17 protein-coding genes and 1 pseudogene are annotated in these 19039 nt (G+C 63.2%); 1 reads left to right on the top strand and 17 read right to left on the bottom strand.

Annotation, left to right across the window (positions count from 1 at the left end; genetic code table 11):
• Window positions 1-582 precede the first annotated feature (582 nt).
• Window positions 583-1770 carry a 4-hydroxybenzoate 3-monooxygenase gene (locus tag ACIQC5_RS17310; RefSeq protein ID WP_400285035.1) on the bottom strand — a complete coding sequence of 396 codons (1188 nt, stop codon included), beginning with the start codon at window positions 1768-1770 and terminating at the stop codon, window positions 583-585.
• Between the two features lie 110 nt (window positions 1771-1880).
• Window positions 1881-2621, bottom strand: a complete 741-nt coding sequence (locus ACIQC5_RS17305) for an IclR family transcriptional regulator (RefSeq protein ID WP_400285032.1) — start codon at window positions 2619-2621, stop codon at window positions 1881-1883.
• Between the two features lie 248 nt (window positions 2622-2869).
• On the opposite strand from ACIQC5_RS17305, the gene ACIQC5_RS17300 reads away from it, so the two are divergent.
• Window positions 2870-4156, top strand: coding sequence for an MFS transporter (locus ACIQC5_RS17300; protein WP_400285029.1), 1287 nt, complete (start codon window positions 2870-2872; stop codon window positions 4154-4156).
• 16 nt (window positions 4157-4172) lie between these two features.
• Here the strand turns inward: ACIQC5_RS17300 and ACIQC5_RS17295 are convergent, their stop codons facing one another.
• From ACIQC5_RS17295 to ACIQC5_RS17225, 15 genes and pseudogenes are all read right to left on the bottom strand, one after another.
• Entirely contained in the window at window positions 4173-4592 is a 420-nt protein-coding gene (locus tag ACIQC5_RS17295; RefSeq protein WP_400285026.1) for an Hpt domain-containing protein, read from the bottom strand.
• Window positions 4593-4821: 229 nt separating this feature from the next.
• The gene (locus ACIQC5_RS17290; protein WP_400285023.1) at window positions 4822-6126 is read right to left on the bottom strand and encodes a hypothetical protein; all 1305 of its coding nucleotides are present in this window, start codon (window positions 6124-6126) and stop codon (window positions 4822-4824) included.
• A 252-nt stretch (window positions 6127-6378) separates the two neighbouring features.
• Window positions 6379-7443, bottom strand: a complete 1065-nt coding sequence (locus ACIQC5_RS17285; RefSeq protein ID WP_400285020.1) for an FUSC family protein — start codon at window positions 7441-7443, stop codon at window positions 6379-6381.
• A gap of 65 nt (window positions 7444-7508) precedes the next feature.
• On the bottom strand, window positions 7509-8453 hold the full coding sequence (locus tag ACIQC5_RS17280; protein ID WP_400285018.1) for a DUF1177 domain-containing protein: 945 nt from the start codon (window positions 8451-8453) through the stop codon (window positions 7509-7511).
• 1 nt (window position 8454) lies between these two features.
• Window positions 8455-9819 carry an alpha/beta fold hydrolase gene (locus ACIQC5_RS17275; protein WP_400285015.1) on the bottom strand — a complete coding sequence of 455 codons (1365 nt, stop codon included), beginning with the start codon at window positions 9817-9819 and terminating at the stop codon, window positions 8455-8457.
• Between the two features lie 17 nt (window positions 9820-9836).
• A complete protein-coding gene (locus ACIQC5_RS17270; protein ID WP_400285012.1) occupies window positions 9837-10904 on the bottom strand; it encodes a hypothetical protein in 1068 nt (355 codons plus the stop codon).
• Window positions 10905-10972: 68 nt separating this feature from the next.
• The gene (locus ACIQC5_RS17265) at window positions 10973-12616 is read right to left on the bottom strand and encodes an OPT/YSL family transporter (RefSeq protein ID WP_400285010.1); all 1644 of its coding nucleotides are present in this window, start codon (window positions 12614-12616) and stop codon (window positions 10973-10975) included.
• A 152-nt stretch (window positions 12617-12768) separates the two neighbouring features.
• A complete protein-coding gene (locus ACIQC5_RS17260) occupies window positions 12769-13542 on the bottom strand; it encodes an IclR family transcriptional regulator (RefSeq protein WP_400285007.1) in 774 nt (257 codons plus the stop codon).
• Window positions 13543-13697: 155 nt separating this feature from the next.
• The gene (locus ACIQC5_RS17255) at window positions 13698-14312 is read right to left on the bottom strand and encodes a GyrI-like domain-containing protein (protein ID WP_400285004.1); all 615 of its coding nucleotides are present in this window, start codon (window positions 14310-14312) and stop codon (window positions 13698-13700) included.
• A gap of 77 nt (window positions 14313-14389) precedes the next feature.
• Window positions 14390-15643, bottom strand: a complete 1254-nt coding sequence (locus ACIQC5_RS17250; protein WP_400285002.1) for a hypothetical protein — start codon at window positions 15641-15643, stop codon at window positions 14390-14392.
• On the bottom strand, window positions 15640-16137 hold the full coding sequence (locus ACIQC5_RS17245) for a hypothetical protein (RefSeq protein ID WP_400284999.1): 498 nt from the start codon (window positions 16135-16137) through the stop codon (window positions 15640-15642). Before ACIQC5_RS17245 ends, ACIQC5_RS17250 begins: the two co-directional genes overlap by 4 nt.
• Window position 16138: 1 nt before the next feature.
• Window positions 16139-16918 carry a hypothetical protein gene (locus ACIQC5_RS17240; RefSeq protein WP_400284996.1) on the bottom strand — a complete coding sequence of 260 codons (780 nt, stop codon included), beginning with the start codon at window positions 16916-16918 and terminating at the stop codon, window positions 16139-16141.
• Window positions 16919-17080: 162 nt separating this feature from the next.
• Window positions 17081-17536 carry a hypothetical protein gene (locus tag ACIQC5_RS17235; RefSeq protein WP_400284993.1) on the bottom strand — a complete coding sequence of 152 codons (456 nt, stop codon included), beginning with the start codon at window positions 17534-17536 and terminating at the stop codon, window positions 17081-17083.
• A gap of 587 nt (window positions 17537-18123) precedes the next feature.
• A complete protein-coding gene (locus ACIQC5_RS17230; RefSeq protein ID WP_400284991.1) occupies window positions 18124-18900 on the bottom strand; it encodes a methylenetetrahydrofolate reductase in 777 nt (258 codons plus the stop codon).
• Between the two features lie 31 nt (window positions 18901-18931).
• Window positions 18932-19039: pseudogene (locus tag ACIQC5_RS17225) on the bottom strand (lipoyl synthase); the annotation flags it as partial.

The following is a 19039-nucleotide window of genomic DNA, read 5'->3' as shown; positions in this document are numbered from 1 at the left end:
GCCCGCCGAGCCGCTAGCCAGCGCCCAGTTTGCGGCGCGCCGAGCCGCTAGCGCAGGGCGTACGCGAAGACCACCCACCGGCAACGAAACCAGTAACCGTCAACCATCACCCAGCAGCCAGCAGCCAGCAGCCAGCACCAGATGCACTCACGTAGCGTGCACCTGCAGCCGGATGACTTGGAAGCGCGCGTCTCTGCTAGCCGGAGCCCAACTTGCGGCGCGCCGCCCACCGGCAGAGCGCCCATGCGGAGACACCCACCGGCAACGAAACCCGCACCCCACAACCCACAACCATTCAGCGGGCGCAAGTATTCACCCCATCTACCACCAACGCCGTCATAGCGCAGATCGCCCACACCCAAATCGGCGCCTCATCACCAAACATGCGCCCGAAGGCCAGCGCCAACGCATAGCGATCTCCCGCCACAGGGCCACCTTCCGCCGTCCAGGACTTCCCCCGTCCGGAACCTCCCGCCCCAACATGGCGACCTCGCACCACAAAGCGCCCTCCCGCCGCCGGGCGACCTCGCACCGCCAGGGGAACTGTGAGTCGAAGGCTTGTGATCAGCGCAGCCCCGAGACTTAGCGGGACGTCGGCCAGCCCGTGTAGGACTCCGCCAAGTACGCTTTGGCGTGCTCGGACGAGACCACCGAGTGCAGCTCGCCGAGCTGGCGGGCACGATCGAAGTCGTCGGCGCCGGGCACAGTGTGCAGCATCGACGTCATCCAGTAGGAGAAATGCTGGGCCTTCCAGACGCGGTCCAGAGCGCGGTCGCTGTAGGAGTCGAGCAGCGCGGTGGAGCCGTTGGAGTAGAAGGAATCGAGGCCTTCGAAGAGCACTTTGACGTCGTGGATAGCGAGGTTAAGGCCCTTGGCGCCGGTGGGCGGGACGGTGTGCGCGGCGTCTCCGGCAAGGAAAAGGTTGCCGTGGCGCATGGGCGTGTGAACGAAGCTGCGGAACGGCAGCACCATCTTTTCCAAGACGGGTCCCTCCTTCAGCTCAAAGCCGTTTCCGGTGACGCGCTTGCGGAACTCGGACCAGATACGCTCGTCGTCCCAGTCGACCACGTTTTCCTTGGGGTCGCACTGGAAATACATGCGCTGGACGTTCTCGGTGCGCTGGCTGATGAGTGCGAAGCCGTTCTCGGAGTTGGCGTAGATCAGTTCGTCGGCGCTGCGTGGAGCTTCGGCCAGGATCCCGAACCAGGCGAACGGGTATTCGTGGAAGTACCACTTGCGGTTGGCCTCGGGAATCTGGAAGCGGCAGTGGCTGCGGGAGCCGTCTGCACCAACGAGGAAGTCGGCCTGGATCTCGAACTCATGACCATCTGCGTCGGTGAACCAGACCTTCGGCTTACCCTCGAGGTCGTGCACGGTGGTGTCGGTGACGCTGTACCGGACGTCGCCGCCGTCGGCCTCCCGGCGAGCGGCGAGGTCCATGAACACGTCAGTCTGCGGGTAGAGCCACACGGACTCGCCGACGAGTTCCTTGAAGTTGATGCGGTGGCTTTCGCCGTTGAAGCGCAGTTCGATACCGTCGTGCCGGTCACCTTCGCGCAGAACGCGGTCGGACACGCCGGAGTCGACCAGCAGATTTACGGTGCCGTGCTCCAGGATGCCGGCGCGGACAGTTTCCTGGATTTCCTTACGGCTGCGGATCTCGACCACCACCGACTCGACGCCCTGTTTGGCCAGCAGGTGGGAGAGCATGAGACCGGCGGGGCCCGCGCCCATGATGGCGACCTGGGTGGTGATGCTTGTACGTGCCATGGTGTTCCTCGCTTCGTTGCGATCCCGTTCGGGGCGGGATGAGTCTGGAAACAGTGTGGCGTGCGGTGAGTGATAGGCGTTACATGAATTCCGTTGAACGGAATTCAAACTCAGTCGCCCAGTTGTCGCCCGATCCCCCGCGCCGCTGTCTGCAGCGCGGGAACCAGTGCCTGTAGGCGCATTTCCGCCAAGGGAACCACGACGCCGAGCGCCGCCACCGTACGTCGCTTACCGTTCATCACCGGGACGGCAATTCCCCACGTATCCAGGTCAACGACGCCCGCAAGCTGGGCATACCCGTGCTGGGCGGCTTCAGCCAGCAAATGGCGCACGACGTCGGTGGTCACGTTCCCTGCCGGGTCTTCGAACTGTTGGAGGTACTCCGCCTGCAGCTCCCGCGACTGGTGTGACATCAGAGCCAGGCCTGCCGAAGAAATATGGACCGGCATGCGCCCGGCAATCCGGGCTCGGTTAGCCACGGAACCACGCCGCGAGAGTCGCTCCACGAAGAGCGCCTCCCAGCCGTCCAGCACAGCCAGGTTCACGTTCTGATTCAGGACCTGCTGGATGTCCTCCATGAACGGCATGGCCGCTTGGCGCAGCGCCAACGTTGGCGAATTTCGGTTGACGAGTTCCCACAAGCGCAGCCCCAGCCGCACGCTCCCACCGACGCCAAGCTCCAAGAGCCCGTGCTCGGAAAGTTGCCGGACCAGCCGGTGCGCCGAGGACAGCGGAAGGCCGGACCTGTCCGCGAGGTCGGTCAGCTGCAGTGACGTGACACCCTCCGGGAAGGCCTCAATAACGCGAACCACGCGGTCCACGACGGAATCGCCGGATGATGAGTTGGCCACGATGCGCTCCTTTGCTGCCCGTTCGGCACCCGAAGACTTGAGGCACCGGGATCGCCCTGGTCGCAGAGGCAACCGAAACCACGCGCGCCTTCCATTCAATGGTACGACGTGCCTCAGATTACACCCGGCGGTGATACAACTCTCATAACTGACCGGCCGTTCTGATGGCCGGATTCCACACATTCGGATTCCACCTACCCGGGTTCCACCTACCCGGGTTCCACTCACAAAGAAGTACCGAGGACGCTATGCCAACGATGTCATCTTCCCGCCGCTCCCAATGGCCTGTGTGGCTGTGTTGGCTGGCCATGGTCCTGGACGGCTTTGACCTGGTGGTCCTGGGCACCGTCATCCCAACGCTCATCAAGACCGGAGACCTCGGCTTCGATGCTGTGGGAGCTACCTTCGCTGCAACTATTTCCTTGGTAGGTGTCGGCCTCGGAGCTCTCTTCATCGCGCCGCTATCTGACAAATTCGGTCGCCGCAAACTCCTCATCGCATGCGTTGCGGGTTTCTCGCTCTTCACGATCGCCGTTGCCTTCGCGCCGAACGTTGCCGTGTTCTCTGCCTTCAGGCTCCTGGCCGGTCTAGGCTTGGGCGCCTGCCTTCCCGCAGCATTGGCGTACATGAACGACTACGCCCCGGCAGGATCGGCCGGTAAATCCACCACCCGGACCATGACCGGTTATCACGTGGGCGCCGTGGCTACAGCTTTCCTGGCCATCCTGGTTGTCCCCAACTGGCGGCTCATGTTCATCATCGGCGGTGTCGCCGGCCTGGTGCTTTTGCCGTTCCTGTGGGCCAAGTTGCCCGAATCCCTGCCGGAAGCAGCCGCAGGAAAGGCAGCCCCCGCAAAGGCAAGTGGCGCCGCAAAGTCGAGCGCCGACGTCGTACGCGCCGCAGAAGCAGCCCCCAAGACCGGGTTCCGCGACCTGCTGCAGAAGCCTTACCCGTTGGTGGCAGTGGGCATTGGTATCGCGTCGTTCATGGGTCTGCTGTTGGTGTACGGGCTGAACACGTGGCTGCCGCAGCTGATGGCCGCAGCAGGCTACACCGTGAGCACAGGACTGACGCTGCTGCTGGTCCTCAACCTTGGTGCCGTAGCCGGGCTGGTGCTGGCCGGAATCCTGGCCGACCGGCATGGGACCAAGAAGATCGTACTGCTCTGGTTCGGGCTTTCGGCGGTGTTTCTTGCGATCCTGAGCGTCAAGATCCAGAGCGAGTTCCTGCTGAATGCGGCCGTGTTTGTTACGGGAATCTTCGTCTTCAGCTCCCAGGTGCTCGTGTACGCGTGGGTCACTCAGTTGTTTCCCGCCCGGCTCCGCGGAACCGCACTCGGGTTCGCCGCGGGTGTCGGCCGTCTTGGCGCCATTGTTGGTCCGGCAGTGACCGGAACGCTGGTGGCTGCCAACATCGCTTACCCGGCCGGCTTCTATGTCTTCGCAGGCGCGGGCGTACTGGCGGTGGCTGCACTGTTCCTGGTACCGCACGAGGTCAAGACGTCCAAAGCCACGGTGACCGCAGGAGAACGGTAGCCGGCAGCCCCCATGCCTAATCCTCAGCCAGATCCAGCACCTCGGGGCATAAGCATTTACGGGCGGACGCCAACCAATCCGGTCCTGCCGCACTGCACAATTCAATATGCTGCTGAAGCGCGGAAAGGGCATCCGCGGCGGAGGTGAGCCGGTCCTCGCGGATCAGCGATTCGAGAGTCAGGCACTGCGCCTCCGTCTCAAGAGCACCCACATACGCCGACGACACCCTCAGGCTCAGGACAGCATCCAAGCTGGCCTCGGCGTCTTGATCCTGGAAACCGCTGACTATTCGGTGGAGTCGGGCTGGAAGCAACGAGATGTACGTGGTGAGGAATCGGAGAGCCGGCCTGAAATCTCCAAGCTCGTCGGCCAATGTCTGCAACTTGCAGAGTTCGAGTACGGGAACGGGTCCCCGTGAGTGAGTCGGTGCACTCATCGTCCTGGCTTTCTGGCTGTACCTGTGGGCAGGTATGTGTCGGGTGTACCGGCGAGCCTGGCCAAGCAGGGGGGAGCCTGGCCAGACCCGTCGGAGCCTAATGGAAAAGCGTTTTAGGCCACCCAGCGCGGCCAGATCTTCGGCAGCCGTTGCGGGCTGATAACGAATACTCTGCCGCGTCCGGCTCAAGAACCGACGCTGCAATTCCTCAGGAATCCATCAAGACTTTTCAGTGCACCAAGCGGAGGATCGGGAGTGTGACTGCCGTCGAGACCGCCATTGCCACCGTGTTACCGATGGACGGGTGGAAATCGCGGGGCAACCTCGCGGAAACAGCCCTTGCGATGGGCGGAGCCATGACCGCGCCCAGGACCGCCCCACCGATCATGCTGAACCACGAACCATTGAAGGCAAGCACCGCGGCAGGAGCCACCGATACCAGGGACGCATAGGTGGCCGCCCAGCCATCGTTCCGGTACCAGCTCCGCCACAGCACGACGCCGACCGCCGAGGTCAGCGCCTGGGCGAACAGGATGTGGGGCACCAGGTTTGAGCCGTACGAAGGCAGCGCGGGGTTGAGCACGAACGCCACAGCAACGCCCAGGATCACGCCCGCGCTGGCGAGCTCGTTCGCGAAGAACTGGGTTTCGGTGAAGTCGGACAGGACGCGGCGGCCTGCCCAGACGGCGTCCTTGAGGATGGCCGGGCGTGTGTGGTTCGGCGCCGCGTGGCGAGGTTCCGTGTGGCGAAGTTCGGCTTGCACTGCCGGAACGTTCGACGGCGGCTGCCGCAGTTCCAAGCGCCGCCCCGCCTGCCGCCCCGCCTGCCGTGCCTCGAGCCACGGCAGCTTTCGGGCCACGAGGAATGCCAGAACCGAACCGATGGACATCGCGAGAACGTTCGACACCACCGACGGCAAGCCAAGTGGTGTTGAAACTACCGGAATGAGGAGCAAAGCCAGCGGAGTGGTGGTTGCTGCTCCCAAGGCAGCACCGGTCAGGCACGTCGTCCAACCGCCCCCGTAGACGAGGACCACGGCCGAAGCGACGCAAACAAAAGGCACGAACGTGGGCTGCCATCCGGCGTCGAGCATCCACCCAAAAGCGACATTCGACAACAACAGGCTCAACGATGCCGAGGTGAACACCCACGGCCACAGGCCGGTCCCGTACGTCAACGACCCCGCCCATTTCCTGCCACGTCGCCCGGCCCACCAAGCCAGTGCGGCGCCGGCCAGCAAGCCGATGGCTGCGAGTTCAGACTTGTAAAACTGGGGCTCGGTCATGTCGCCGAGGAACCAGCGGATTCCGGCCAACGGGGACTCTGCCACAGCGCCGGACCAGCCCGCAAAAACCGGTCCAAGCAGGGGAGAATGTTCGGCGATCAGGTTCAGGACCAGGGCGATACCGCCCATGACGGCCGCAGCGCCGAACGCTCCCAAGGCCGTGCCGGTTGCGCTGCGTTCGATGGGGAGTGCGTTCACCGGTTTTGGCCGCCGCGCGGCCGTCCCGTTGACGGCTGAAGAGAGCATCATTGGTGGCCCTTAGCGTGCGGTGTGGCGTGTCATCGTGCAGCGTAACCGAGCGCACTGCGAGGCTCACAGCCGCGGAGATACCGGCAATTTGTGACCGAAACCGTCTCTCACGTCCCGCCCCAAATTCCCCAACCGTCTCTCACATCCCGCCCCAAATTCCCGAACGCTCTGTCAATCGGCGAGCCAGGGTCACCAGGGCCGGGCGCCACCCCAAACCCAACCACCCGACGTCGTACTCCTACTGCCCGACTCCTACTGCCCGGGTCCTCGTACCCGAAGCCGCCGCCACACGGTAGGCGTCACCACAACGGCAACGCCGACGGCGGCACCGATCACCGTCTCGATAATGCGGTCGCGCAAAAGCAATCCGGGGTCAACGGGGGCCGCCAGCAGCGTGGCAATCAGGGCCAGCGGTGTCACGAAGATTTGCGCCACGAGGTATTGCCGGGCAATGAACATTTCCGCGCCGAATTGGCATACGGCAATGACCAAGACCATGGCCCACGGCGCCGGATTGAACCACAGGATGCCAGCCAGGACCACGAGACCAATCACGGTCCCCGCGATTCTTTGGATGCCGCGGCTGACGCGGTGGCGGGTCGAGTGGCCCACCAGCGGGACCACCGCTGCCACCATGGCCCAATACGTGTGCCCGAAGCCGAGGCGTTCCCCCACCAACGTGGCAATGGTCCCGGCGAGGCCCGCGGCCACAAGGTAGCCACCGCCTTCGAACCACATTGCACGGCGTTCCAGCTCCGTGTGCCGGATGCGCGGCGGCCGCTTCCAAGGCGTCCTGTGACTCTTCAGCACACGGGACGACATGCCAATCAGCAGGCAGAACCCGGTGGTCAGGACGGCGACCGCCATCGCCTCCCACACGGGCGGTTGGGCTGCGATTGACGCGATCGCAGCGAACGCAAAGATATGAAACAGCGAGCCGCCTGGTCGCAGCCGCCAGGCCGCGACCACTACCGAGCAACCGCCGGCAACAAGGGTGGTGGCAGCGGTCAGGAGCCACGAATATTCCGCTCCGCCGATCCCCCACGCTTGCGCCATCCGGGCCATCAACGTGGCGCACAGAATGATCAAAAGCATGAAGCAGCCCGCGCGCAATTGGCTGCGGAATCGAACACTGTGCGGTTCGTTGCGGCCGTAAATGCCGGTAAACGCACCGAAAGACGCAAACACAGCCAAGTCCAGCCGGCCGATCAACGTCAGCGTAATCAGCGGGACAAAGACACCAACCGCGCAACGGAGAGCCGGATGGTGGTCCTTGTTTCCCGGACCCATCGTGAACATTTCCGTTACAGCCTTCAAGGGGCGGCTCGCCTTTCGTCGCGGGATCAAACGTACGACGACGGCGCTGGCGTCCGTTTCGAAGTTTACGCGCCGGGCACAGGCACTGCTTCCGCGAGGACACTCATGGACCCGTAGAGTCCCACGAGGCGCAGGTACTCGCCCTCGTCCATGAAGTCGATGCGCCCGGCAGTGAAGTCCTTTGCGGCCTCGATGACGAAACGAACCGTGGACTCAACACTGTGAAGGTTGGTGGCTCCGGTGGCCGAACCCGCAACAGCGGTGACGGTGGTGATGGCCACGCCTACCACTGGCGCACTGGTGGCAACTGCAGGTTGAACCAGCGAATTCACGTGGTAGATGCCGTTTCCATAGGGCGTGATGTCCTGCATGGTGATGGGCATGACCACCGGGAGCATTCCGCTGGTCCGCTCGACGACGTCCAGGAGGTCCTCGGACACGCGAAGGATCCAGCCGTCCTTGATGGTGGGCGTGATGGCGAATCCGTTGTGGTTGCAGATTCGATTGCCCTTGGTGGTGTCCACCGACAGGACTGCGTCCATTTCCTGAAGGACTTCATGCTGGTTGGCAACGGACATTGCCACCGACGAACCCATGAAGGGCACCGGTTGGTGCGGTGCTGTTGGCGCGTCCGGGTCGATCTGCGTGGTGATGAGGACATCGCCGCTCAACCGGTCACCCCGTTTCGCCATATCAATGAGCTTGGCCGCCGCGGCCACAACGGTCAGCGCGCCGTCGCCGTCGGACACAAAACCTGTCTGGGCCGGCCGAGCTCCGAGACCGCCAAGCCGCCCGATAATTCCCAGCGTGGGGGCGTTGCCGCCGGCACTCTTGCCGTCGGTTCCCGGGATCATCACCTTGATGAAGTCCGTTTCCCCGTCGTCGCCTTGGACGGGGGTGATGGTGACGTCGGCGGTTCCATAGCGTGCCAACAACTCCGCGACGGCGGCGCCACTGGCCGCCGGCGTGTCGAGTGCGTCGTACGCGGCAATGACGTGACTCCAAGACATGTCATGTCCTCACTTTCGCCAGCAGTTGGTCCAGGAGTTCCGCGCCGTCCTGGCGGATTCCGTCGTGCTGGTATTTGTTGGTCGGGATCGCTGAGAAGTTGCCGATCCGGGCTGCGGTTTTGGTCGATCCTGCATAGGGGACGAACATGTCCTCGGTGTACATCACGGCGGCAGTCGGGACCTGGTTCGCCGCCAACGCTTCGGAGTTGTACAGGCTGGGCCAATCCGCACGCTGTGCCAAGTGGTGGGCAACGTCTCGCAAGGGACGCAGTGCGGGATCCTGCTCAAACTGCCACGGGAAGATCATTTCCCCCGTCAGCAGAGCCTCACCCTCAGAGTGGACAGCAGCGTCGGCAAAATCAGGAAACTCCTGCCGCACGGTGTGCGCTGCCCATCCTGTGCCGGAATGATCCGCATAAATGGCTTCATGAAGGACTGCGTAGAGCGGCCTCTTGGCGAACGACAGTGCGGCGCCGGCATCAGTAAGGAATGCCGCCGTCAACGCCGGATTCGTGTCCTGCGTGAAGGCATTCTCGAGGAGATAGTGCAGTTGGTCGAACCCGCTCTTGGTGCCAAGGAGAATTCCCAGGCTGAGGAAGCGTTCGGCCGTGAGCCGCTCACCGGTGGGAAGGTACTCCGCTTGATGAAGCAGATGGTTCTTGATGGCCAGGACTCGTTCCCGGTCCAGAGGATAGGTGGTGAAGAATTCGTCATTGCGGCGGGCTGTCTGCCGGTAATTTGCCCGGTAGATATCCCGGATATCCGCGTCGATGTCCGGAATACCGCCGGTGATCAGCACACTTTCAAGGCCCTCCGGAGCTTGGGAAAGATACGTCAAAGCGCAGAAGCCGCCAAAGCTTTGCCCAAGAACGGTCCACTTTGTGCCGCCGGCGAGCTGCTTCCGGATGATTTCGGCGTCCTTGATGATCGAGTCGGCGCGGAAATGGGTCAGGTAGTCCGACTGTTCTTCAACGGTCCCCTCGGGAAGAGTCCTGTGAGTGATCGCGGAAGACCTGCCTGTTCCGCGTTGATCGAGCAGGACCACACGGAACTCCTCCAAGGCCCGCTTCAGCCAGCCGCCCGGTAGTCCCGGACGGTCCGCCGCGTTGCCAGGGCCACCCTGAAGCCACAGAAGGTATGGTCGGTCACTATTCTCCGCGGATTCCTCCACTACTTCCCGGGCGAAGACCTCGATGGTTCCTGGCGCGTGGCCGGAATCACCCGGATCAACTGGCTCAACCGGATCACCGGCATCACCGGTGGTAGGCACCGAACCGGTCGAAGCCGCACGGTGGTCCAACGGGACCGTGAACGTGTGCTCCAGGAAGACCAATCCGTCGCGAACAACCCGGTTGGTGCTTTTCACTGTGTCCAGCATCCCGATCAGTAGCCCTCGATGTTCATCTGCCGGCAGATTTCGACGACCTTCGGGTGCACGTAACGGCCGTTTTCCTCGATCGCCTCCCCGTCCGCGTAAATGGAGGGCGCAATCAGGCTTGCGTCGGTATGTGCTGCGGCAACCCAATGTTCCCCGCCAATCCAGGAGCCCTTGGTTCCGAAGCCGAATTCCACGCAACCAAAGACCCGCTCGTCCTCGACGATGCGGCCGGTGACCTTCCGAACACCAGGGTTGAAGCCCAACGACCAGTGCGCAACCCGGTACATGTTGGGATCATTGAGCGAAGCCATCCAGTCTGAGTAGGTTTTCGCGTCGGGGCCATCTCCGCTGATGTCCACCACCACGCCGTTCTTGATCTCAAACCTGACCGGAGACCTCAGGATGCCGATTTCGTTAGGCGGCCACGCACCGCCGTCGAACACTATGACGCCATTCTGGGTGTCCTCCAAAGGGTTGAACGAGATCTGCCCGGAGAGCATCACGGATTGGCCTGGCTGTGTAGCTGGCAGGCCGCGGAGGTTGATGGGACGATCGCCACGGCGGCCGCTGATGTCCGTCCCGCCGACGGACGTGATGCGGATGTCCTGCGCCTGTTCCAAGAGGCCGACCAATACGTGGCCGAGCTCCGTGACGCCTTGGTAGTCCACGCGGGCCACGGTGTCCACGAGCATCTGGACGTCCATGCCTGTGAGGTTGATGTAGCGTGCGCCGTTCGCCAGTGCGGTCCGGAACGCGTCCGAATGCATGATGTATCCCAGCTGGTACTCAATCCAGACGTCCGCCGCGGCGACCGCAGCCGCAACGGGCGGCGAGGGCTCCAGTGCGGACATGGTCCGGGTTTCGTACCTGACGATGGTGGGGAAGGCGCCGACGGCGTAGGCGGCTGCCGCGGTCAGCTCCACCACCCGCTGGTCGGAGGAGGTGTCGGCGGTGATGACCACGCTTTCGCCCTTGCGCACAAGCATGACTTCTTCGATCAGCTTGCGGGCTCCGAGTGAGGCTTCGAAGGACAGGTACTCGCTGCGGGCTTCAATCCTGCTGGTTACTTCCATGGTTCTTTCCTTTGAGTCTTGAGTCTTTTAGTTGTGAGTCTTGAGGCGAAATTTGTGCGGGCAGGCCGTCAGCCCTTGAAGATCCGGCCAACCGAGTAGATCGAATCTCCGGCGATGAGGCCTGCACCGATGAGTGAGACTTCAGATTCGCCGTCGTTTGGCCGGTACTTGGTCCACAGGAAGCGGAACACGAGGGCTGCCAGGACCAACCACCCTGCATTGGGGGTTCCAATCAGGAGACCGGTGGCCAGGAGCACGCCCATTTGCCGCTTGGAACCACCCAGAAGCTGGATGAGAGCCCCGGGGATGGCCCAGATGATGAGGTTCCGAATGACATCCGGGTTGGCGAGACCGGACTTGATGGTGTCGGCATAGACAACAGCTGCCGGCGGCAGGTTGCCCGCGGTGAAGTAGCTGTTCCAGAGCAGGGCCACGAGTCCGATCGCCACCGTGAAGCCGATCATGGCCGAGAGCAGCTGCTGGCGGCGTCCTTCGATTTCGTACACGGTGTACGGGCGCCGGTCCCGGCGAAGGATCCAGCCTGCTTTGAGGTCGTAACCCATGTCTGCGAAGGCCGGTCCCGTGGCAGCGCAGTAGCCAACCAGCAGTGCCAGCGGGACCGCGGGCATGTTCATCAAGAGTCCGGCGATCAGGAAGATCAGCGTCACAGCGAAGGCTGGGAACCATCCGGCATGCATGGCCGCAAGGCCAACAATGATCTCGTGCACAATCGCGGCGACGGCGGCAAAGAGGACCCAGCCGATAACTGCCGGCCAGGACATCTCTGTCCACAGTCCGCCGAGGACCGCAAGGACCAAAGCTCCGATGACGTACAGGACGTAACCCGAGGCGAAGGTCCGGCGCAGTCGTGAGGCGGTGACCGTGGGAGCGAGGGACGGGTCGGCCGGAGCGGCGGCGCGTGCCTCAACCTGCAGGCGTTCCTTTTCCCGGTCCTTCTTGGACTTCTTGTCGAGCAGGATCCGGATGGCCTGGATCAGTGCCACGATTCCAGCGCCAATCATCACTCCATGCGGGACATAGATGGAGGAGAGCGTGAAGCCCAGGATGGCAGGGGCGTACTGGCTCAGGAGCAGGCCAATCCCGAACATTCCCAGCGCCCAAACGTTGCCGATCAGGGCAACGCCCGCTGCCGACATGGGCAGGCCAAAGAAGGAGGCGCCGAAGCCAACCACCCCGCCTGCAGCCAGCAGCAATGCTCGCTTGCCGCCCTTGTCACCGGCGATGATGGTCTCTGCCGCAGCCACTCCCGGAGGCCAGGCAGCGTCCGCGGGCAGGAACTTGGAGCCGAAGCTCTTGTACAGGATCCAGGCGTCGATCAGGAGGCCCATGGAAGCGCCGATCAACATAGGACCCACCAAATCGGCGCGGCCGAAAGCAAAGGGCACCGCGATGGGGGTGAGCAGCGAGTTTCCGGCGGCGAACGTTGCCCCGGAGATTGCGCTTTGGGCCAGGTTTTGACGGTTGATGTCCCGCATCTTGCTGAGGCCGAAGAACGAGATACGGCCGATGATCATGGCGATAAGGGCGCCGATGACAGACGTGTTTGCCGAGATTCCGAGCGTAGTGATCAGGTGGAGACCGATCACGGCACCGAGCACACTCAGGATGACGGTGACTACAAGTGTGAGGGGCTCAAAGGCCCGTGGATGGCGTGCTTGGGTGTCTTCTTTGACGTTGAGGGGCTGTGCCATTTTCCTGCTGATTTCTATGAAGGGAATGAAAATGGGATGCGCGACGGACGCGCGGTGTCACTGTGGGTGGACGCCTCATCCTTGAGGCGGTTAATCCTCGAGGCGATGTGCTGCGCAAACTGCTGCAGGGAGTGTTGCTGGGGGCTCTGCCGTCAGGCGACGGGCAGTGGGGTTCCTGACGACAACTGTTCTGCCAACATGTCCGTTGCGGCCATGAGCTCGGCAGCCAACTGGGTTTCCCTGCCTGCCAAAAGCGCCGGTACCCCCACCACGCCGACGGATCCGATGACGTCGGAGTCGAGCCGTACGGGGACCGCTACGGACATGATTTTCTCGTCGTACTCGCCGACTGAGACCGCGAATCCGTGCTCCCGGACAGCCGCGTGGCGTTGCAGGATGTCCTCGCGGGTGTGGGGTCCGCTCTGCGTCGACTGAGTGAACCCGCCGTTGAGCAGCGACGCAATTTCATCTTCACTTCGATGCGCGAAGATGGCATGCCCGCAAGCGCCCCCGTACCAAGGGAACCTGCGGTTCAAAGTCAGGGCGAAGCGGATCGCGCCAGGCCCGTCCGCGGCCGCACGCATCACGTACTCCGCGTCTGCCGCGAGGTTGAAGACGACCGTTTCGCCCGTTTGCATCGCGAGGCGTTCCAGAACAGGCTGCACCAGTTGCGGAACCCCGCCGGACTCCCCGGCAATGATGCCGAGCCGAACCAGGGCAGGACCAAGCCGGTACTTGCGGCTGATGGGGTTGGGAACCAGGAAACCTTCCGCGCTGAGGGTTGTCAGCGCACGGTGAACCTGGGATTTGTGAACGCCCAGCTTCTCGGCAAGTTCAGTCACTCCCCACTCGGGACGATCCGCCGAAAAGGACTTCAAAACCTCAAGGGTGCGCTGCACCGTTGAGAGGGTTCGGGGATCTGCCATCTTTTCCGCCTTGTTGCTAATATTGGAACGCAGTTGTTTTTTGTGGAACACTTAAAGAGTCGCCGATGTGCGCCGTGATGTCAATCACGAATTTTTGGCGACCCTGGTTCGAATCAGCGGATCCGGTTCAGCCCGTAAGCATCAGCGTGTCCGGTTCAGCCGGCAACCGGTTGGCGGAGGACGGTCTTGAGCTTGGCGGGCTCGGTCTTGCGGGCATCCGAGAGGTAGATCTCGTGGTGACGACCGGTAGGGGTGAGCCCGTTGGCCGGCAGGAACCTGTCATGCAGGCGTTCCAGCGTAGGACCCTCGTCGTCGTAGGAACCGACATGCAGGATTTGGACGCTGCGGCCCTCTTTGTAGGTCTCAAAACGGACAAGGCCCAGCGCCGGCAGTTGCTTCTTCTTCTGTGCGGAGGTCAAGGCTTCCTGCACCATTTCCGGCGTGATCCAGGCCGGCTGGGAGATCATCATGGTCCAATCCCACGCGCTTTTCTCTCGGGTGCGGAAGACTTCCATGTCTTCGGCTGACCACAATCCTTCAAGCGGCGCCACGGTGTGGACCCTGCCCAACCGAGCCTTTGCCACAGCGCGAACAGCGTAGGACGCCGTGTACAACGCTTCGACGGCCTCTTTGTAGGCGGCTGCCGTGTTTGGATCACCGTGGCCATCGATCATGAGGAACTGCAGCTCAGGTACGTCGATGATCCTGAAGTCGCCGGCCTTCGGTGCGTAGAGGTCCTTGCGGTCCTTCTTGACGTCGTAGGTCTCCACGCTGGTCTCCTCCGGGAGGTTGTCGGTGCTTCCCTCCAGAGTGCCCCCGATTTGCCGCCGCCCGCTGGATTGGATCCTCAGAAGCGGGACGGCGTGCCGGCCACCTGAGTCGTGGCAAGTGCGTTCCCGGCGATGTCCGTCAAGCCTGATGCCGGCGTGTAGCTGGCGGCGGCCGGCGTCGAAATTGCCGAACCAGGGCTGGTGGGGCCTGCGCCCAGGGTGATGGTCAGCGCCTTGGTCGCAGGGTTCCATTGCAGGATGGAGGCGTTGCCGCCGTTTCCGGAGTACGTCAGCGATGACGAGGTGTACGCGCTTCCCAAAGCCACACTGCCGATCCTGAGGGTGGGGCAGCCAGCACCGGTGACTGTCAGGACGTTGGTTGAGCTGACGTTGACCACAACTTGATTGGCGTTGTTGCCGTTTTGCGTTTGCGTGATGGTGTCGCTGGTCCACGTGCTGCAGATCGTGTTTGCGCTAAGTGCCTCGGAGAACGTGATGGTTACCGTGTCGCCCTTTTCGATCTTGCCTGCACTGCTTCCACCATTGTTGAGCTGGACCGCTGCAACGGTCGGCACGGCAACGTCTTTCGTGGAGCTCGCGGTGCCCGCGGGACCGATATTGCCGGCGGCGTCGGTGGCACGGGCTGAGTAGGTGATGGCGCCGGCAGCAAAACCAGCCAGGTTCACCGGGGCAGCCGTCCAGGCACCGGACCCGTTCGCGGTGACGGTCTGGGTGAGGCTGTGGGCCGCTCCGGCATCACTGACCGTCAAGGCAACCGACGAACCAGCCTCAGCTGTGCCACTGACGGGAACACTGTTCACGTTGGCAAGATTGACGTAGGCCGGCACGGTCAGTACGGGAGCTGGCGGTGGCGTGGCATCGACCGGCGTGGCGGCGCTTCGCGCACTTTCGGCACCTTGCCACAGGGAGAGCGAAGGAGTCACCGCGTAGTACCAGGTCCCGGTGGGGACATTGCTGTCAGTGCAGCCAAGACCCGTGATCGTTCCGCTGCACGTGCCGGCGGCGGGGACCTTGATGCCGCCGGAAGCGGAATCGTAGCGGGAGATGCTGTACCCGCTCACAGGCCGGCCCGCCGTCGTCGTGCTCGCCGCCCAAGTGACCGTCACGCTACTGCCGGAAACGGCCGTGACGGGCTTGGCTCCGGCAGCAACGGCATCGGCTTGTGCCGCTGCCTGGTTGCTGCTGACGGAACTCCAAAACGCGCTGGCAGCAGGGCCGCCCCAGGAAACCAGTAACGCACCCACAATGATCACCACCAGACGGTTCCAGTGACCCCAGATGGTGGTCGAGGAGTCTCCAGACCGGCTCATTTCCGCACCTCCAGTGTGACGGGAAGGTGGAATTGCGCGCCCTGACAGGCAGAAACTGACGTCACGTCCATGCTGGCCGCGCCTGGCAGCGTCAGCAGGAGGGAGGTGTTTGCGGGGATAGTCGCGGGCAGCGCGGACGGTGGCGTGAACGTAACGCCAGTGGTGGTGCAGCCGGCATGGGCTGCGTCAGCGGTGACCGTACCGTTGGAGTTCACCGCAAACACCGTGACGGCGTGCGGATTGGGGTTGGTGACCCGGAGGACGACGTCGGCAGTACCGCCGGGCACAAGGCTGGTCTGCGGAGAGTCCCCGGGGACCAGTGCGTCTACGGTGACGGTCTGCATGGTTCCGTTGCTCGCCGATCCGCTGCCGGCGCCGATCGTGGCCCAATAGGCGTACGCGGACCCAACTCCCCCCAGAATGCAGAGGGCAACAGTGGTTGCTGCCGCCCTCGCGAGGCGGCCCGTGCGCGAAATGCGGACTGTTTTCGTCATGTCAGTTCGCCTGCCCCGTCCCGGAGTACGTGAGTTGGACGGTGGCGCCCTTGCAGCCATCTTGGAGCTGAAGCGTGTCCAGCATCCTCACATTCGGCCATTTCGCCTGGGGCACGTCCAATACGGACATCGAACTCGCACCGGCTGGCACCGTCAGCGGGTACGTCCCCGCGTACTGGGTGATCTGGTAATCGGCGGCCGTACAGGGCAGGTTGGCCGCAACAGCTGCCGGCGTTCGAACCACCTGGCTGATCGCAACGGTCAGGTTGGTCACCGCGATGCTCTTGCCGCTCGCGTTGGAAATCTGCAGATCCAGCGTCCTGGAAACTCCTGGAGCCAGCGGCTCGGCAAGTGCTCCGGACAAGCCGAAAGTCCGTTTGACCTCTTGGACCTGCAGTTGACCCGGCGCGGCGTTGGACCTGATGGCGCCGCTGGTACCGGTCACTGTGAAGTCCGTCTTGGCAGCAGGCGTGGTGGCGGACGTCGAAACGGTGAGGGTCACCTGGGCGCTTCCACCGGAGCTGAGCACCACCGACGACGGCGACCAGGAGGCCGAGGACCCCGGCGGAAGGCCGGCCGCGGAGAGAGTTACAGTGCCCGTGAATCCCCCGGTGGATACGGCGGACACTTGGAAGGTAGTCGTTTGCCCCTGGTCCAGGCTCCGGCTGGATGGCGAGAGCGCGACGGTGATCCCGCTACTTACCTTGGCGGCGACGCCTTGCTGACCGCTTGCGGCCAGGGCTGCCATGCCTCCCAGAACCACCACGAGCGCAAAAAACACCGCACGGAAGGTAGCTCCCGTTCGGCGCAATGGCCTCGTGATGCGAGCCTGCTGCTTGTCCTGCACAGAGCACCCTCTCCAAAGGAACGCGTTTCAGTGGGAACGTGGAAAGCCTGCCGGGACCCGCCCTCCCAGAGTGGCGGGTCCCGGCACGCTGAGTCCTTACTGGCTGGAGACGTTGACGGTCACCGTTGCGGACTTGCAGGCGTCCTGGTTGACGGTGCCGCTGTCGTTGAAAGTCAGCGTTCCGCTGCCCACGGACGTTCCCGTGGTGTTGGCAGCGACGAGCGTGTTGCTGGTCACGGCGGTGACGTCGAACCATGCCGGAAGACATCCTGCGTCGCTGGTGGTAACTGTGGCGCTGAGAGCTCCCACTACCGTGCCTGTAGTGGTGGCGTTGTCCGCCGTGTAGGCCACGGATACCGCGTTGCCCGGGGCAAGTCCGGCATCGAACGTGGCATGCAGTGTGACAGTTCCGCCACCGGAGGAGTTGGCGGCCGAGCCGTTGCCTGAACCGGTGGTGGTCCAGTAGGCGTAGGCCGCACCGCCGCCCACAGCTACCAATGCCACGCCTGCGACGGCGGCTGTGATCCGGCTCTTCTTGGAAAGTTTGCGCATGACAGGACTCCTTGGGTCAGGTTGGGTGGGAGTCGCAGCGCAACCCCCCATGGGCAATCCGCTGGGTTCAGCGGATGAAGCGATGACCCCAATGGTTCAATCAACAGGAGACTGATGGCTACTCTCGGCTGTACCCAACTTTTCGTCCGGGCAGCAGACTCGAAACTACGTGTTCGGCCATAGCGGGTACTCAGTTTTTCGCGTGCGACTACTTGGTTCGACCGGAGCTCGTTGTGGCCCTCAGCCACCCCGTTGACGTTTGCCGGGGGTGCCGGGAACGGCTCTCTTCAGCGCCGACTCAGGGAAGTGAGCGCCCGACGGCGGCACTTCAGTACCGCCGTCGGGCTTCAGGTGGCGAGTACTCACTTTTGCCAACGATCGGTCCGGGTAGTGCAGCGTGTTCAGGGGGAGCCAGCAGCGCGTGGGTTGGCGGCACTGCGCGAACTTTGTGCCCATCTTGAGCAAAAACTGCGCTTGAATTCGAGCGTCCTCGGAGCGTTCCTGACCTTCTTTGAAAGCCCAGAGGGCATCAGGCAACCCCCAATGGGTGCATTTCTGCCTCGGGCTCCCCAAAGAAGGTCAGGAAGCTACAGCGGCAACCCCGTGTTGAGCGGGATCGAGTCCAACGAGTTGAAGCTGTACAGCTGGATTCCTTCGATTCCGGGGCGTTCCGCGAGTCCTTCCATGAGGGCATCGGGCGTGTAGCGTTCCCCGATCAGGAGCCGGCGCGCCAGCGGACCCTTGCGGCTAAGGAACTTTAGGGACGGCCCCACGCCGATCTTGGTGGCGAGCGGGATCAGCTTCGCCTTGGACACAGCACCCGGGACCCCGGCCCAGACCGGCAGGGTGACACCTTCGCGGCGAAGCATCGCCACATATTCGTGGATCTTGTCCGCGGAGAAGCACATCTGCGTGACGATCTTGGTGGCGTGTTCTTGTTTTTCCAGCAGCGCATCTACCAACTGCAGGCTGGCGATGTCCGGATGCCCTTCCGGGTAGCCGGCCACACCAACGGCCATTCCGCCGGACGTGATCCGGGCGATGTCCCGCAGTAGCTCACCCCCGGTGGCGTAGGGACCGGTGGACTGCCCGTCACCACCGATGGCGAAGACTTCCGAAATGCCCGCCGCATTGCAGTCGCCAAGGAGGGCAGACAATTGGGCGCGGCTTTCCAACGCCTTCGCTGCCAGGTGCGGAACCACGGTGTAGCCGAGTTCCCTGAGCTGGACAGCAGCTCGAAGGGTTGCCCCCACGCCATGCTTTGGCAGGCAGGTGATGCTGATGGCCGTGGAAGTTGGCAGCACTTGGCTGACAGCGTCCACGATTCCCTCGGAAGGGATGATTTCGACGCGGGTGGGGAGCACTGGAAGTCCTTGTAGGCGTGTGGGTAGCAGTCTAGCTCTGGGTGGCCAGGATGGTGGAGGCTTCCTGGCGGGTGGTGCCGGAGGACTCGATGTGGGCCAGTTCGGCCGGGATTTCCCAGCCCTTCTTGCGCATCGCGGT

It is taken from the genome of Paenarthrobacter sp. NPDC092416, assembly GCF_044755025.1.
Lineage (GTDB): Bacteria > Actinomycetota > Actinomycetes > Actinomycetales > Micrococcaceae > Arthrobacter.
This window is presented reverse-complemented; position numbering and strand designations above follow the sequence as displayed.